This is a genomic window from Paenactinomyces guangxiensis (genome assembly GCF_016055185.1).
Taxonomy (GTDB): domain Bacteria; phylum Bacillota; class Bacilli; order Thermoactinomycetales; family Thermoactinomycetaceae; genus Paenactinomyces; species Paenactinomyces guangxiensis.
Window position 1 is genome coordinate 538,586 of sequence record NZ_JAECVR010000001.1, and the last position, 16,102, is coordinate 554,687.

Here is a 16,102-nt window from a genome sequence, read left to right on the forward strand (position 1 = left end):
ATCATCCTTTCACCTTAGCTTTTTATGATCACTTTTATCAAAATTGATTCCCTGTATACTCCCCGGAACGAAACGGCCATCACAATGTCCCGGACAGCTGGATTTGCGATACCTGCTAGTCTCGTTTGCCCAACCCCAGCAGTTGCACAAAGCGCCTGCCGAACTCGCTGACTGAGAACTCATCCGTGACTTGCATGTAATACGTTTTTTTCACTAACTCGATAACCCAGGACGGGATTTTTTTGCCTTTAATAAGGTGGTAAAAGTCCCGATACCCCTGGACTAAGTGATCCCATCTCCCGTCATCTCCCGGTTGGAGAAATTCTGATACGTCGATCAGCTTGGCTCTGCCATTTTGCAGCAGTACATTTTTTAAGTGAATATCCCGGGGATTTAAGCCCCGACTTCTTGCATAGGTGCGTGCATCTTCCACATCGGCAATCACTTGTTCAGGGATCACGATTCCCTGTTCCAAACATTGGTAGAGAGTAGGACCTTCTTCATAGCTCAAAACAAGATAATTTTCCCCTTTCGCGAAACAACGGGCAAAATAAGGGGATTGGCCGATCCGCTGGTATACGTCATATTCATTCTCTTTTTTATGCAGCCGTTCCCGGGCGAATACTTTAAAAACACGGTCGGGACCATCCGGATGCTGGACGACAACCGCATCCGTCCCCCATCCAATCAGATGAAAAACAGGCGGAACCCACTTGATCGTAACCAGTTCATTGCCGGGATTCACATGAAAATCTATCTGTTTTAACTGAGACTCAATCAAATTGATATTCATCTATTTCCAGTTCCTCCTGTTTTACCAGATACTTCTTTCATTAACATACCATATTTAATCAAACCGGGTATGCATTCTCCTAACCGTTTGGCCTGAACAGAATCATACCTTTATCTTAATGATTTCCTACTTTGCCAAAAACTTATGATCAGATTGCCGGGCCGGCGTTTTCTATTTACCTGATTTACACGGACCTTAAACCTTAAACATAAGCAAACAGAACTTGGATGAGAAAAGTGACCGGCATGAGAATGCTGATGTAGATGGCTGAAGTTAAGTGCAACACCCGAATCGCTTGCAGCAGATGGGACGGTTTTTTTGGCTCCACGGGTTCACCCATTGTCGCCCGGTTGGAGGGCTGTCCCTGATATGTGTTAACCCCGCCCAATTGGATATGTAACCCCCCTGCCATGAGGGCTTCAGGTATGCCGCTGTTGGGACTGGGATGAAGACTGGCATCCCGCCGATATATATGAAAGGCTGTTCGGGGATGAAGCTGTAAAAGGACGAGAGCCCCTAACATCGGAATAATCGCAAGGCGTGCAGGAATCCAGTTTGCCAAATCATCCAGCCGGGCAGACGCCCAGCCCAGATGTAAATATTTTTGATTGCGATACCCGACCATAGAGTCCAGTGTATTGATTGCCCGATACGCCATGGCCAGCGGCGCACCTCCGAGAGCAGCATAGAACAGCGGGGAGACCGCTGCATCGACGATATTTTCTGCCACCGTCTCCACACCGCCGCGAACAATTTCCTCTTCATCCAGCTTCTCTGTGTCCCTGCCAACCACCATAGACAAAGCTGCCCGTGCCTGGCGGATATTCCCGGAAATTAACTTTTCATATATCTTTTTCCCCGCTTCCGCAAGCCCTTTCGTCGCAATTGTCGTTGAGATGATCCAAATTTCAAGCAGACGTCCTGCCCAGACGTTCCAGTCATATACAAGCTGTGTGATAAAAAAGACAAGCAGATAGGTACTGCCGGCGATCAGTAAAGGAAACAAAATGCCAAGCAGCCGGATCTGAACCGGATGAGATTCATTTTTCCATCGCTGTCGCCTGATCAGGCTCAGTAACCCTTTTTCAAATCCGGAAATACATCGTCCGATCCCGACCACAGGATGAGGAAGCCAGCGGGGGTCACCGATAAGAAGGTCTAACAGATAAGCTGCAAAAATAATCCAGGCGACTTCCATTGTTAACGATTCCTTTCTGCTTTATTCTTTTCTCATTCAACACTGCTTCCCGCACCGCCCGATAGACCAATCTTCCGATCACTTGCCCCAGCGGACTGGCGACACCCGCATATCTGTGCAAAACGGAGCCTACCCGTTGTTGAGTGGCGGCAACAACAATGGCATCTGTAGTGGTGCCCGTGGCAATATTTCCGGCTGAATCTGTAACTGCAAGATCTTGCAAGGCGGCAGATTTCGCCTCTGTCGCCGTGATGATACTATTTACCATCGCCGCCTGTGTGAGCTCCCCATCAATCACCAGAACCAGGTTAATCGTGCCCGGCTTCCCCGGACTGTCGTCCATGCCCTCCACTCCGGCTCTGGCCGCATTCCCCACTCCGGCGGTGGCCCACACAGCGATCCGGAACCCGTCCGATGCCTGCACGCGGAAATCTGCCTGATCCACATATGCCGCCGTCAGCAAAACGACTGTCCCTTTTGTTGAGATTCTTTTGCCGTTCAGCCACTCTTTTACCTCCGCTTCCGGGTCCGGCGGACAATATGATTTTTGCACATGGCGGTTTAAAATAAGAGTCGCCGCCTGTTCCTCTCCACCCATGATGGCACTCGTTAAAACTCGGAGGGGACGATCCGAATGGATCTGTATCATCTCAGAGGTCACCTGATAACAGATTGGCCAGCTGGATTGCGCAAACACAGGTTTCATTTTTGCGGCTCCTTTCTCTGTCTGCATAAAAAGAGGGCGGCCCGTAAATTCCACCCGTTGAAAATCAGCCAGTTGTACAGGCTCAACTAAAGTTTCCCCATCCATTTGACTCATTCACCCGTATACGCGTTTAAAGAAAACGATCCAAAAATTGCAGTACTTTGCGGTAGACTAATATTTCATTTTCTTTTTTGGAAAAGCCGTGCCCCTCATCTTCGAGCACAAGGTACTCCACCTCGGTTCCGTTTTGCTTCAGTTTGTCTACGATTTGATCCGATTGGGCTTTAACCACACGCGGGTCGTTCTCCCCCTGGATCACCAGTACCGGCTTCACCATGCGATCCAGATATGTATCGGGTGAGTCTGCGATCAGCTTATCGCGGTCCTTTTCCGGGTCACCCACCCATTGCTTTACGGTCGGTTTCCAGTGCTCCGGTACAGAGTTGATAAAGCTGAACAGGTTGCTTGGGCCAAAGATATCGACAACTGCTTTAAAATATTCAGGATGTCGGCCGGCTAAGAGCAAAGCCATATACCCGCCGTAACTTCCCCCCATAAGAAAGATTTTATCCCGGTCCGCATCGCCCCGCCGGATCAGCCAGTCAAGCCCTGCAATAAGATCCAGGCGGGGACCATGCCCCCAGTCTCCTTCAACCAACCTGGCAAATGTAATTCCATATCCGGCAGAACCGCGGAAGTTGGGAGCAAAGATGCTGTATCCGCGATGGGCCAAAAACTGAAACAGCGCACGAAAATTCTTGCGTTCGGCTGCTTGCGGACCGCCATGCGGCCACAGGATGACATGTCCGTTGCTCGCTTCCGGTCTGGCACGAAAAAAGAGGGCTTCAATGGGAATTCCGTCAAAAGAAGGATATGTGAGAACATCCGGTTCAACCAGCTCTTCTTCCGCGACCGCCGGGACCTGAAAATGGGTCAGCATCTTCCAGCCGGCACTATTCTTTCGTTTACAGTATATATTCCACGGGCGGGTTGACCGGTTGCCCAGGATGTATAAATTTCCTGTTTCCGTGACAACCATCTGGCTGATCACATCAACTGGCAGCGGAATGTTTGTCACCTGCTTTGTTTCAAGGTCAAAGTGGCAGAGAAAATCCCGCACCCCTTTTGAAGTAATCAGATAAAGATGAGTATCACCCGGGTGGTATTCGATTTTTTTTATATCTTCTTTATCCAGGGACAGCCATCGGGTGAGAGACCGGGTTTGCAGGTTAAAGTGTGCCAGATAGGAAAAGTCCTGTCCAAAGTTGGTTGTGATCAACAGCGAGTCCCCTTTGTAAAACACCACATCAGAAACTGTATGGGCCGGTCCCTGTTCAGAAGTGAGACAAATCGTTTGCCCCCCTCTTTTCACATAAGCGGGAATATATGTATTGGAAAAAAACTTGTAAAAAACCAGTGTTTTCTCATCATCACTCACTCCGCCAAGATAAGTGGGGACATCTTTCCCTTCGATGACTACCTCCTCCCGGTCTTCACCGATATGATAACAATAAGAATTAAAAAATGTATTGTTCTCTTTATTGGAGTAATAGTACAGCCGTTGTCCGTCCCCGGAAAGTTTGACTACACGGTTTTGTCTTTTTTTCGCCGGGCAAATGGGAATACTGTGTCCCCCTTGCCGGGGGAGGGCATAGATTTGTATATTTTCATCTCCGTCATGGTCGAAAGAAGCAAGAATAAACCGGCCTTGTTTGTCAAACCGCAGATCGTGGCAGTTTTGCCCGTTAAAAGTAAGCGGATAGGGAAAAGAATGCGGCAGATCCATCGCCCACAAATCATATTTTCCGTTTAAATTTGTACTAAAAACCAATTGTTTTTCATCCGGACTTACAGCAAACCGCTGAATGCCATAAGTGCGAAAAAATTGCTCCACATCCGGCTTCCCGAATTTGAGCATAAGCTCCCTCCGTTTATTTCAATTATTCTGTTTTCATCATTCTTACCGTCTTCCAGCCGTCATCCCGCTTCTGCACAATCCACCCGCTTCCGTGCGGGACAGGCGGGTCCCAAAATGAACTCCAATCCCGGCGCACCATTTTCGACAAAAACCAGCGGATCGGACCGCCATGGGTAAATACTGCAATCACTTCTCCCTCAGAATGGGTTTGTTCCACCCGGTTCAGCCAGCCCGACAGCCTGACATCCATCTCATTAAGGCTTTCACCTCCCGGCGGAGCGGTCTGAAACGGGTCGGACAGCCATTCTTGCACATGCTTTGCATGTCGCGTTGAGATTTCCTGAAAAGTATAACCTTCCCACTCACCGAAGGATAATTCGCGCAAACTTTTCATCCGGCAGGAGGAAAGACCGGGTGCCAGTTGTAAAAATGCTTCCGCCGTCTGCCTGGCGCGGAAAAGATCGCTCATGTAGACATAATCAACGGGCACGGATTGCAGAGAATCAGCGAGCCGGCGGGCCTGTTGGCGTCCCCGCGAATTCAGCGGGGGATCAAGATGACCCAGGTACCGTCCCGCAGCATTTTCTCCGGTTTCACCATGGCGGAGCCAGATCAATTGCATGAACACTCACCCCCGGCACAACCAGGATGCACAGCGTAAGGATTTCGATTCCTTCAATCACTGCACCGTAAACATCACCGGTGCACCCTCCCAGACGCTTCGTGACCTGCCAGCCGAAACAGAGGACCACAAAAGCAGCCGCTCCCAGTAAAACCCCTGCCCACCAGCGGGTGAGGAAAATAACGATGATGACCATACAAAGGAGGGCAAACAGGAAGCGGCGGACAGTTAACTTTTCTTTCATCCCTGTACCTGTTCCGTGTTCCTGGATATATGGAAAGGCATACATCATTCCCAGCACAGCAGTGCGTCCCAATACCGTTGCCGCAATGACTGACACTGCCAACGGATTTGCGGCGGGCAATGAAGCCAGCAAGCTCACTTTGAACAAAATAGAAAGAACACCGGCAAGAACCCCCATCGCTCCAACCCGGCTGTCCTTCATGATTTGCAGGGTGCGTTCCCGGTCCCTCCAGGCTCCAAGCCCGTCGGCCGTATCCATCAAGCCGTCCAAATGCAAACCACCGGTTAAAAAAAACCAAAACGCGGCATCCATCACTGCCCGTACAAAGGCGGGAAACCATCCGGCGATCAGCATGTCAAACAGGGTGATAAGCGCTCCTAGAATCAGTCCGACCAGTGGATACCACATCGGGCTTTTCTCCCAGTCGTCCCGGTTCTCGCGCACAGGGACTGGTATCCGGGATAAAAAACCAATCGCGTGGAAGAAAGAATTCATCCTTTTATCCTCCACGGAATACCGGATACAACCAGCCAAACCTCTTGCGCCGCCCCAGCCACTTGTTGGTTCACTTTCCCTAAAGCCTCTTGAAATAAACGCGCCACAGCGTGCATGGAAACACCGCCCAGCCCTGTCTCATCTGTAACGATCACCGCTGTCCGGGACCGCAAGGTTTTAATCAGCCGGTCTGTTTCCCCTGTCAGCTCCTCCAAAAACCGGTTCCTCTCCGCCTGTGTCCATATTTCTGTTGCATTTGCCTTCAACATCCGGTTGGAAACCCATGTACTTAAACTGTCAATCAGCAAATCCGCCTCATCCGGGGTTTGCTCCACCGCCTCCGGCAAATAAACCGGCTCTTCCACCAGCCCCCATTCGTCCGGGCGGCGATACTTATGGCGGGCAATTTTCTCTTCCATTTCATCATCAGAAGCCATTCCTGTTGCTATGTAGATCACACATCCTGATCTGTCGCCGAACAACGATTCAGCAAATCGGCTTTTGCCCGACTTTACCCCGCCGGTAATTAATCGAATACCCACATCTCCATCCTCCGTTCTCTTGCGTTTGAAACCGTGTCATTCTTTCCTTTCCAAACAGGCGGATACCTCTGTAAGTGCAGAAATCAGTGTCTGGTTCTGGGACCGGGTTTTCACTGCTATGCGAAAATAGCGTTCATCCAGCCCTTGATACATCGAACAATCGCGAATGAGCAACCCTCTTTTCCCTAGTTCCTCCTGCAACTGCGATGCTGAAAGAAAAGCTTTTTTTGTTTGAATGCGCAAAAGGAGATAATTGGCTTCACCCGGAAATACCTCCAGCCAGGTCAGGCGTTCAAGATCGGCTTTCAATTGCGCTTTTTCTTCCCGTAACCAATTGTGTACCTGTTGCGCAAATGCCTGGTTTACCTGTTGATCCAGGACCGTACAGCCCGCCACCTGTGCCAGGCTGTTCACACTCCAGGGGGTCTGCATCCGCTTCAGCTGACGAATTACTGAACTTGCAGCCACAACATAGCCGAGACGCAATCCCGGCAACGCATAAAATTTGGTCATTGACCGCACCACAATCGTGGTGGGAAATCTCCGGATCTGATGAATAAAAGAACGATTTTCACCATCGGGCAGAAAGTCGATAAACGCTTCATCCATCACCAGCCAGGTTCCCGATCGGACAGCAGCAGCCGCCATTTCCTCCAGAAAGGAGAAAGAAAGCGAGTGCCCTGTGGGATTATTGGGAATACCGACAAAAACAAGGCCGGTTTGATTGATCAGTTGAATCGCCTCTTCCAGCGACGGCTGAAACTTCTTTTCCCATTTGGTAATGAGACTAGTGACAGCCATTTTTCTCTTTTTGGCAGCCGCAGAATATTCAGCAAATGCCGGTTCGATCACCCCGACCCGCTCCGGTCCCAGCACGGATAGCAAAAGGTCAATCAGCTCCGCGGCTCCGTTTCCCACTAGCACCTGGTCCGCGTCTATGCCGTGAAAAGTGGCAATCTGATGTTTTAACTTGCGCGATTCCGGGTCCGGATAACGGGTCAAAGCCGTCCAGCCCGGTTCGGACAAACATTCACGCAATCTCTCAACTACCGTTCCGGGAGGGCCGTACGGATAAATGTTGGAACTAAAATCAATCCATTCCCGCCCATTTACTGCAAAGATTTCCGCGGCTGTCACGATATCACCGCCATGTCCGTACCGTTCCAGTCGTCCCATTTCACACCTCATTTCTGAAAAAAACAACCACTGATGATTTCTATCGCTGATTCTATCTACTCATTCTAATGGAAAAGACGAAAGCTAAAAAGAGACTTTATCCCCTGTTGCTCACCAGCCAAATTTTGTAATTATCAAGCGGGTTGACAGGATAAAAAGACTCTTTTAGAATTTCTTTAATGCTTAAAAGCGTATAAGTGATAAAGCGAAGCAATGACATATCCTCATCAGCAAGAAGAAGTAGCTAACGGCAACACAGCAAAAAGAGACCGGGTGGCTGGTGAAAACCCGGGTGTTCCGCTCATGCGAATTACACTTGCATTCAGGATGAACAACAAAGAGTGGGTGAACCATGGGTTTGCCAAGTAGGGTGGTACCGCGAAGCTTTCGTCCCTATGTTGACGGAGGCTTTTTTTGTTTGGGCTTTTTCATGAACATACCAAGGCATTGCTGATCGCTGGGAGGAGTGAAATGAAATGAGTGCTACGCAAACGCTAAACAAAAAAATCCCCGCACACCTTCTGAAGTATGTGGCAAAACAGGATTATACACAATATACCCCCGTCAATCAGGCCGTGTGGCGTTATGTGATGAGACAAAATTACCACTTTTTAAAGGATCGGGCCCACTCCGCCTATAGAAATGGTTTGCAAAAGTCCGGCATTTTGATGGAGCGCATTCCGCGTGTGGAAGAGATGGATGCCTGTTTACAGCCATTTGGCTGGGGAGCCGTTCCTATTGACGGGCTGATTCCCGGAGTCGCTTTTTTTGACTTCCAGGCACACGGCTTATTGCCCATTGCAACAGATATACGAACACTGGAACATATCTCGTATACCCCGGCTCCCGATATCATCCACGAGGCGGCCGGACATGCTCCCATCCTCTGTGATGAGACATACGCCCATTACGTGAAGCTATTTGGAAAAATTGGGAGAAATGCGCTGGCAAGCAAAGAAGAGCATGAGGTCTTTCAGGCCACGCGCCACTTATCCAAGTTGATGGAGGACCCGAACTCCACTCCTGACATAATCGCTGCTGCCGAAAAAGAACTGCAGGAGAAAGTGGAACAATCGGACGTGATCTCTGAGGCAACACAGATTTCAAGACTTTACTGGTGGACGGTAGAATACGGATTGATCGGAGATTGTGACCGCCCGTCTATTTATGGTGCCGGACTGCTTTCTTCCACTGGTGAAAGCCGTCACTGTTTATCCGATCAAGTAAAAAAGCTGCCTTTTGATTTAGAAACCTGTATCCAAACCGATTACGATGTAACCCGGCCACAGCCGCAGCTCTTTGTCTGCAAAGATTTTGGCCAGCTGATCGAGGCGGTTGAACTCTTTTCCAGACGGATGGCCTTTAAGACGGGAGGCACTCAGGGCTTGATCAAAGCCGTTCGTTCCGGTGATACAGCCACTGCCGAATACAGTTCCGGCCTTCAAGTGAGCGGCACTTTTGACAAACTTACTTTCGATGATCACGGAGAAGCTGTTTACTTACAAACAATGGGACCTACCGCTTTAGCCCATGGAGGAAAAGAGCTTCCCGGACATGGTAAGGCAATGCATTCCGACGGTTTTGGCTCACCGGTCGGCAAAGCAAAAGGCTTCCATAAGCCGCTGGAGCTTTTATCTCCGGCTGATCTGCATCTTTATGACATCCACATCGGAAGCAAAATCGAATGGAACTTTGAAAGCGGAATCCGAGTTCACGGAGTCATTAAAGACTGGATCTGCCGCCAAAACAGGATTCTCCTTCTAACTTTGTCCTCTTGTACCGTTGTTTACCGGGATAAAATCCTGTTTCGCCCGGAATGGGGAGACTACGATCTGGCGGTCGGGGAAAAAATCACTTCAGTCTTTGCCGGTGCCGCAGACCCTGAGCAATTTTTTGCCGATGTTGTTGAACATGAGCAACAATCCGGACAAACTCACCAGCTCCCCTCTCTTTCAACGCTGGATCACCTTTACCGGGCCGTTCGCTATGTCAGGGAAGGGAAAGAGTCAATAACCATCCTGCCAACTATTGTTCGAACGTTAAATGATCTGTACCCGGAAGATTGGTTGCTCCGCATCGAGATTTTGGAACTTCTCGCACAGACTCCTCTCTTTGCCAAGCATCCGATAAAAAAACAGGTAGAAGAACATCTGCTTCAACTTACGGAAAAAAAGCCGAGACTGAAATCTTTGATCGATAATGGCATGAAACTGGTCAACTTTTGCTAAATGAACAGCCACACCGGAAAAATTCCAATCCGATGTGGCTGTTTCTGTAAAGGTGTGTATAAGAATCAGGATTGCTGTCCAATCAGGCTGCACCCTGTGTCATTCCCGTTCACAAACCTTAAAATTCAAATTTGTCATATTCTACAAATGTTTTTGTTGCTAGAAAAGTAGACATATTTACGAATATATGATATAAAAAGGTCTCCAACCAAAGTCAGGAGAATGCTTGATGAGCAAAGAAATTCATTTTCGTTCCCAGTTTTTTGCCAAAGATGCGGTAAGGGAAAAAGAAGATTGGCTCAATGAACACTTTGCCAAAGGTTATGTGATCGTGGAGCTGAAGGAAATCGAGTCCGGATATTTTGCCCATCTCGTATCTGACCCGAGAACAGGGGTTTTTACCCGGATTCGTTTTTTTGCCCGTGGATTGGAAAAGCAAATGGATGATTGGATTACCAGTAAATTTATCAACGGCTGGTCCCATGACGTACATCCTTCCACCGACGGATACTGGGTAATCATCTACAGGGAAGATGAGGAAAAGCTGCCGCCGCTTCGCTTTCTGATATTAAATCAATTTATTGAACTATGGTGGTTATGGTTGATTGGAACAATCGTCTTTGGACTGCTCTGGTACAACAGTTCGTAACATTCCGTCCGCTTTAACTGATGGTGTGCATCGCATTTTTTGTCACTCGGGACCCGGCAGTCCTAAATCGGCAAAAGTGGCCATTTCCCGTGAGAGGGCAACTGCGGCATCAAAGAGCGGAAAGGAAAGGGCGGCCCCGCTTGCTTCTCCCAAACGCATCTCCGCATCAATGATTGGCCGGAGGCCCAGTTCTTCCAATAATATGGAGTGAGCCGGCTCGGCGGAAAGATGGGAGGCAAACAGATAAGAACGGACTCCGGGGATCATTTTCACGGCAATGAGTGCAGCTGCCGTGGAGATCAGTCCGTCTATCACGACAGGTATTTGCGCCGCTGCCGCTCCGATGATACACCCCACCATTCCTGCGATTTCCAACCCTCCGACTTTACATAGCACCTCGAGCGGGTTTCCGGGGTCAGGCTGGTGTTTGTGAAGAGCTGTCTCAATCACATGGATTTTATGCCGGTAACTTTCTTCCTGAATACCTGTGCCCCGGCCTGTCAGCTCTGTGACGGGCATCTTCGTGAAAACGGCGGCAATGGCTGTACCCGCCGTCGTATTCCCAATCCCCATTTCCCCCACAGCTAAGAGCCGGACCCCTTCTTGTTTAAGTGTATCCACAACTCCCAAGCCCGTTTCGGCTGCTTTCAGCGCTTCTGCTTTTTCCATTGCCGGCATATTCATAAAATTAGCCGTTCCCGCACGAATTTTACGATTCATCACCCCCTCCGGAACATCTATAAGCAAGCTACCAACGTCGACTACGCACACTTCGGCTGCCGTCTGTCTGGCAAGGACGTTAATGGCGGCTCCACCCCGGATAAAATTTTGGATCATAAGGCCTGTCACTTCCTGGGGATAAGCACTGACTCCCTCTCCGGCCACTCCATGATCGGCACACATGACGACAATCGCTTTTTTGCTGACATCGGGAATTTTTTGGCTGGTGATCCCGGCCAGGCGGATGACCATCTCTTCCAATTGTCCCAGGCTGCCGAGTGGTTTGGTCAGCTGATTCAAATGTTTGCGCGTCTCTTCCTGTACTTTCGTATCAATCGCTGGTATCTCGGGAAAAATATTTTTTTCCATCCGGAGTCTCCTTTTTTCTGTGAAAGTGTCGATTGTGTGAAAGTGTCGATTGAATAATCTAGCGGAGAAATCATATTTGCGGCGAGTGACTTTAGCTGCCGGTACGGAACGGAGTCCCACAGGGACAAATAGTTCTAAGAGTTGAAACTCTAAGAACTTCTATGCCTCAATATGATTTCGGAGCGGATCTAATCAGATAACTTACATCCTGGGGGTTGTGACGCATCCAGTTATGAGGGTTTTATGACCGGTTCCCATTATTATATCATCCCTTATTGTTATAAGTTTTAAAAATAAGTATTGATCCTGCTTCAAATTTTGCTACAATATTGAACAATATATTTTTTAGTTAGTCGAGAATACAGAATAGTTGAGGTGAGCTGAAAGTGAAACCACGTACCATGTTTGAAAAGATCTGGGATCGGCACGTCATTGACCAGCAAGAAGGAAAGCCGGCCATCCTGTACATTGATCTCCATCTCGTCCATGAAGTAACTTCCCCTCAGGCGTTTGAAGGTTTGCGCATGGCAGGGCGCCGTGTCCGCCGTCCGGATTTAACTGTTGCCACCATGGATCATAATGTCCCCACCACAGATCGTTCCCTGCCTGTTACAGACCCCGTCTCCCGAAAGCAAATGGAAACCCTCGCCAAAAATTGCACAGAATTCGGCATCCAGCTATATGATCTCCATCACTCACAGCAAGGGATTGTCCATGTCATCGGGCCGGAGTTAGGTCTGACTCTGCCCGGGAAAACGATTGTCTGCGGAGACAGCCACACCTCCACCCACGGTGCTTTTGGGGCCCTTGCTTTTGGGATCGGCACCAGTGAAGTGGAACATGTTCTCGCCACCCAATGCTTGCAGCAAGCGAAGCCGAAGACGATGGAAGTGCATTTTAAAGGGGCACTTCCCCGTGGTGTTACGGCAAAAGATGCGATCCTCGCCGTCATCGCCCAGATTGGAACAGACGGTGCTACCGGTTATGTGATTGAATACACCGGGGAAGCGATCCGCAACATGTCAATGGAGGAAAGAATGACGGTTTGCAACATGTCAATCGAAGCAGGAGCCCGTGCCGGCATGATTGCTCCCGATGAAACCACCTTCAGCTATTTACGGGGCCGCCCTTATGCCCCCGAAGGAGAAGCATTTGAACGTGCTGTCTCCGAGTGGCGGGAATTACAGAGCGATGAGGGGGCTGTTTACGACAGCAGGGTAGAGATTGACGCCTCCCAAATCGCCCCGCAGGTGACTTGGGGAACGAGCCCCGGAATGGGAACAGATATCACGCAAGCTGTTCCCGATCCTGAATCATTCCCGACAGAGACCCAAAAAAAATCAGTTCGCCTTGCTTTGGAATATATGGGGCTCACCCCGGGGACACCGATGAAAGAGATTCAGATTGACCGTGTCTTTATCGGTTCCTGCACGAACTCACGTCTCGAAGATCTGCGTGCCGCCGCCCGGGTAGTGAAAGGATACCGGGTCTCCTCCCGCGTCCAGGCCATGGTAGTACCCGGATCACAAGCGGTGAAGCGCCAGGCAGAGGAAGAAGGATTAGATCAAATCTTTAAGGAAGCCGGGTTTGAATGGCGTGAGTCGGGCTGCAGCATGTGTCTCGCCATGAACCCGGATATTTTACAACCGGGGGAACGCTGTGCTTCCACCTCCAACCGAAACTTTGAAGGGCGGCAAGGCCGCGGCGGCCGAACTCATCTCGTCTCTCCGGAAATGGCTGCGGCCGCTGCAATCAAAGGACATTTTGTCGACATCCGCGAATGGACATATCTCAGTGAAGGAGGAAAAATTCATGCAGCCACTTAAACAGCATCAAGGTATTGTCTGTCCGTTAGACCGGGCTAATGTAGATACAGATGCCATTATCCCCAAGCAATTTTTAAAACGTATTGAGCGTTCCGGATTTGGCCAATTTTTATTTTATGACTGGCGTTTTAATGAAAAAGGGGAATTGGTGCCCGACTTTGTTCTCAATCAGCCTCAATATGAGACAGCCTCTATTTTGCTTGCCAGAAACAACTTCGGCTGTGGTTCTTCAAGAGAACACGCTCCCTGGGCACTGATGGATTTCGGATTTCGGGTGGTCATTGCACCGTCGTTTGCCGATATCTTCTACAACAACTGTTTTAAAAATGGCATGTTGCCTGTCCAGTTGAGCGAAAAACAAGTGAATGCATTATTTGAAAAAACTGCGCAAAAAGAGCATTATCGTTTAACCGTTGATCTGGAATCACAACAAGTCTGTGATGATGACGGATTAAGCTACTCCTTCACAGTGGATGAATACCGCCGTTACTGTTTGTTAAACGGCTTAGATGATATCGGCATCACCTTGCAATCGGAACAACGCATTGCAGCCTATGAAGCAAATCTTCCCTCATATTACTCCGTATAAAATGAATCAATGAACAAACGTTTCATTGCCATCTTTTATTTAAAAAATCCGGCCCGCCCGATGGCCGGATTTAATTCTCTATCGGCAGTCATCCCCTGTTATTTTTTGCCATCCCATTATAAACCAACCGGAGAAACTCTTCTTTCCGGTCAGGATGGCAGGCTAATATGTACGGTTCCTTCTTCATTCCGACAAACGGATTTCCGTTATAGTCAACAGTGATCGCCCCTGCTTCCCGGGCGACAAGCAGGCCGGCATACAGGTCATCACCTTCGGAGTTGTACAGCAGGACTCCATCAATATCCCCTCTCGCCAGCATGCACCAGACCAAAGCAGGTGCCCACAATCGCAAGACACGCTTACATACCTGATCCAAATGCTGTTTTAACTGCATCGCCACAGGATCTTTTTGCACCTGATGTCCTTGAATCCAGGCAAAAGTGGGTAGTCGAAATTCCCTTTTTTTCATTCGCAACGGAACACCGTTACATGTAACCCCGTTTCCTTTTTCAGCAATGTACATGTTGTCCAAATGAGAGTCATAAATCACGCCCAGCAACGGTTCTCCACGGTAGATACAGGTGATGCAAACGGCATACAGCGGGTGTCCGATCGCATAATTATTTGTTCCATCCAGGGGATCAACCAGCCACACCCATTCACTTTCTTCTTCATCAGACCAGCCAAACTCTTCTCCCTTGAAACGATGATGGGGAAAGCCGGATTTCAATCCCTCGATAATCAGCTTTTCTGCTTGCTCTCAACCTCAGTTACCAGATCATCAAACTCACTTTTGAACATCACCCGTTTATCCCGGTCAAACTGCGCTTTGGCCATCTCTCCTGCCTGCTTTGCGAGAGCGGCAGCTATTTCTTTCGCTCGTCGGAGTGTTTCTTGCACCATTGGGTCCCCCTCAGAAATAGTCAACATCATGATGATACTACAGGTCTCCCATTTTGTTGTATTATTATATAAAAATATATTAAAAAGGATTGATTTATATTGTTTATTAAAAATTGTTTAACATCCGTCAAGCAAATTGCAACAGTAACACCGGAAACAAACTTACAAAAATGTATTCAAATTCTGTAAGAAAATCACTTAGACTCCATTCCTGTAGTTAATGTTCAAGGTTTCTTTGTAGGAATTACTGGTTATTCCTATATATTTAAATTTCTGTTATCGAAAGAGGAAGGGACACTCAACCAGGATTTGAGCAAATACAGGGTGATCCAAAGCCTGCACTGGGTAAAGCCCCTGTCGATTAACGCCAATTTCGAGGAAACCTTGCCTGTGATTGTGCGTTATCCGTTTGTTCCGATCGTCGATGAAGATGGTTTTTCTTTTTTGGGTATTGTGAAAATCAGTGACATTGAAGCGGTACTGGAAGCTACTTACGGCCATCATGTTCCCGGAGCCCGGTTTATGCTGGGGGTGATCGTGGATTTTCCTCATGAGCTGGAGCATTTGCTCGCTTGTCTCAAACCGTATAACCTGAATATTATCTCTATAGTCACCTTTGATGCCGGAGACAAAGCGATTCGGCGCATCTTGTTAAAAATCCAACACTCCCCGTATACGGAAGAAATTAAACAAAAGCTGGAAGAGGCGGGGTTCCGTATTTTGAGTTTATCACAATCATGATCCGCCCGTTCCTTTCTCTGCCTTCGCCAACTCACTATGGCAGATTCCGTAAAGGAAATAAAGCACAATCCCCAGGGAGAATGGAAAAACACCCCATGTCACGGGAGGCAGCCTGATGATCAGCCAGATGGAAGCAATAATCCCGACAATTGGAGTCACCGGTGCGTATTCCAGGATTAAGTCCCAGCCAATCATCCAGGCAACAAATTCACCCAGAACGGTATAGCTGTAAGTATAGGTACTCCCGGCAACCGGGATCAGCCCGGAAAACTCTGCATAACACAAAGCGGCAGCAGCACTGGCCAGGCCGGCGATGATAAATGAAATGAGGATTGCAGGATCTGGTTTGGCAGCAGTTGCTACTCTGGTGAGAACAAAGATTC

General features: G+C 48.7%; 18 protein-coding genes. 6 read left to right on the top strand and 12 right to left on the bottom strand.

The window, feature by feature from the left end; genetic code table 11:
• Positions 1–115: 115 nt before the first annotated feature.
• The 8 genes from I8U27_RS02715 to cobD form a co-directional block, all read right to left on the bottom strand.
• Positions 116–793 carry a serine/threonine protein kinase gene (locus I8U27_RS02715; RefSeq protein ID WP_181750041.1) on the bottom strand — a complete coding sequence of 226 codons (678 nt, stop codon included), beginning with the start codon at positions 791–793 and terminating at the stop codon, positions 116–118.
• A gap of 202 nt (positions 794–995) precedes the next feature.
• Positions 996–1,991 (bottom strand): adenosylcobinamide-phosphate synthase CbiB, encoded by a 996-nt coding sequence (gene cbiB, locus I8U27_RS02720; protein ID WP_181750040.1) that lies wholly within the window; start codon positions 1,989–1,991, stop codon positions 996–998.
• On the bottom strand, positions 1,936–2,802 hold the full coding sequence (locus I8U27_RS02725) for an adenosylcobinamide amidohydrolase (RefSeq protein ID WP_232345181.1): 867 nt from the start codon (positions 2,800–2,802) through the stop codon (positions 1,936–1,938). The genes cbiB and I8U27_RS02725 overlap by 56 nt, the downstream gene beginning before the upstream one ends.
• A gap of 25 nt (positions 2,803–2,827) precedes the next feature.
• Complete coding sequence (locus I8U27_RS02730; RefSeq protein WP_181750038.1) at positions 2,828–4,615, bottom strand: S9 family peptidase; 1,788 nt, start codon at positions 4,613–4,615, stop codon at positions 2,828–2,830.
• Between the two features lie 22 nt (positions 4,616–4,637).
• Entirely contained in the window at positions 4,638–5,237 is a 600-nt protein-coding gene (locus I8U27_RS02735; protein WP_181750037.1) for a histidine phosphatase family protein, read from the bottom strand.
• Positions 5,209–5,976: an adenosylcobinamide-GDP ribazoletransferase gene (gene cobS, locus I8U27_RS02740; protein ID WP_181750036.1), complete on the bottom strand. Its 768-nt coding sequence runs from the start codon at positions 5,974–5,976 to the stop codon at positions 5,209–5,211. The genes I8U27_RS02735 and cobS overlap by 29 nt, the downstream gene beginning before the upstream one ends.
• On the bottom strand, positions 5,973–6,518 hold the full coding sequence (gene cobU / locus I8U27_RS02745) for a bifunctional adenosylcobinamide kinase/adenosylcobinamide-phosphate guanylyltransferase (RefSeq protein WP_181750035.1): 546 nt from the start codon (positions 6,516–6,518) through the stop codon (positions 5,973–5,975). Before cobU ends, cobS begins: the two co-directional genes overlap by 4 nt.
• 36 nt (positions 6,519–6,554) lie before the next feature.
• The gene (gene cobD / locus I8U27_RS02750) at positions 6,555–7,694 is read right to left on the bottom strand and encodes a threonine-phosphate decarboxylase CobD (protein WP_181750034.1); all 1,140 of its coding nucleotides are present in this window, start codon (positions 7,692–7,694) and stop codon (positions 6,555–6,557) included.
• A 213-nt stretch (positions 7,695–7,907) separates the two neighbouring features.
• Between cobD and I8U27_RS02755 the strand changes: the two genes are divergently transcribed.
• From I8U27_RS02755 to I8U27_RS02765, 3 genes are all read left to right on the top strand, one after another.
• Positions 7,908–8,063 carry a hypothetical protein gene (locus tag I8U27_RS02755; RefSeq protein ID WP_181750033.1) on the top strand — a complete coding sequence of 52 codons (156 nt, stop codon included), beginning with the start codon at positions 7,908–7,910 and terminating at the stop codon, positions 8,061–8,063.
• Between the two features lie 107 nt (positions 8,064–8,170).
• On the top strand, positions 8,171–9,922 hold the full coding sequence (locus tag I8U27_RS02760) for an aromatic amino acid hydroxylase (protein WP_181750032.1): 1,752 nt from the start codon (positions 8,171–8,173) through the stop codon (positions 9,920–9,922).
• Positions 9,923–10,151: 229 nt separating this feature from the next.
• Positions 10,152–10,571: a hypothetical protein gene (locus I8U27_RS02765; RefSeq protein WP_181750031.1), complete on the top strand. Its 420-nt coding sequence runs from the start codon at positions 10,152–10,154 to the stop codon at positions 10,569–10,571.
• A 42-nt stretch (positions 10,572–10,613) separates the two neighbouring features.
• On the opposite strand, the gene cobT is transcribed toward I8U27_RS02765, so the two are convergent.
• Complete coding sequence (cobT, locus tag I8U27_RS02770; protein WP_181750030.1) at positions 10,614–11,660, bottom strand: nicotinate-nucleotide--dimethylbenzimidazole phosphoribosyltransferase; 1,047 nt, start codon at positions 11,658–11,660, stop codon at positions 10,614–10,616.
• A 386-nt stretch (positions 11,661–12,046) separates the two neighbouring features.
• Here cobT and leuC point away from each other — a divergent pair, with 386 nt between their 5' ends.
• Together leuC and leuD are read left to right on the top strand one after the other, a co-directional pair.
• The gene (gene leuC, locus I8U27_RS02775) at positions 12,047–13,486 is read left to right on the top strand and encodes a 3-isopropylmalate dehydratase large subunit (protein ID WP_181750029.1); all 1,440 of its coding nucleotides are present in this window, start codon (positions 12,047–12,049) and stop codon (positions 13,484–13,486) included.
• Positions 13,473–14,075: a 3-isopropylmalate dehydratase small subunit gene (leuD, locus tag I8U27_RS02780; protein WP_181750028.1), complete on the top strand. Its 603-nt coding sequence runs from the start codon at positions 13,473–13,475 to the stop codon at positions 14,073–14,075. Before leuC ends, leuD begins: the two co-directional genes overlap by 14 nt.
• An 88-nt stretch (positions 14,076–14,163) precedes the next feature.
• Here the strand turns inward: leuD and I8U27_RS02785 are convergent, their stop codons facing one another.
• Both I8U27_RS02785 and I8U27_RS20455 read right to left on the bottom strand, forming a co-directional pair.
• Positions 14,164–14,805, bottom strand: coding sequence for an inositol monophosphatase family protein (locus I8U27_RS02785; RefSeq protein WP_232345182.1), 642 nt, complete (start codon positions 14,803–14,805; stop codon positions 14,164–14,166).
• A gap of 11 nt (positions 14,806–14,816) precedes the next feature.
• Positions 14,817–14,975, bottom strand: coding sequence for a hypothetical protein (locus tag I8U27_RS20455; protein ID WP_232345183.1), 159 nt, complete (start codon positions 14,973–14,975; stop codon positions 14,817–14,819).
• A 312-nt stretch (positions 14,976–15,287) separates the two neighbouring features.
• Between I8U27_RS20455 and I8U27_RS02790 the strand changes: the two genes are divergently transcribed.
• Positions 15,288–15,719, top strand: coding sequence for a hypothetical protein (locus tag I8U27_RS02790; protein ID WP_181750027.1), 432 nt, complete (start codon positions 15,288–15,290; stop codon positions 15,717–15,719).
• Here the strand turns inward: I8U27_RS02790 and I8U27_RS02795 are convergent.
• Complete coding sequence (locus I8U27_RS02795; RefSeq protein WP_181750526.1) at positions 15,714–16,100, bottom strand: amino acid permease; 387 nt, start codon at positions 16,098–16,100, stop codon at positions 15,714–15,716. The genes I8U27_RS02790 and I8U27_RS02795 overlap by 6 nt on opposite strands.
• Between the last annotated feature and the right edge of the window lie 2 nt (positions 16,101–16,102).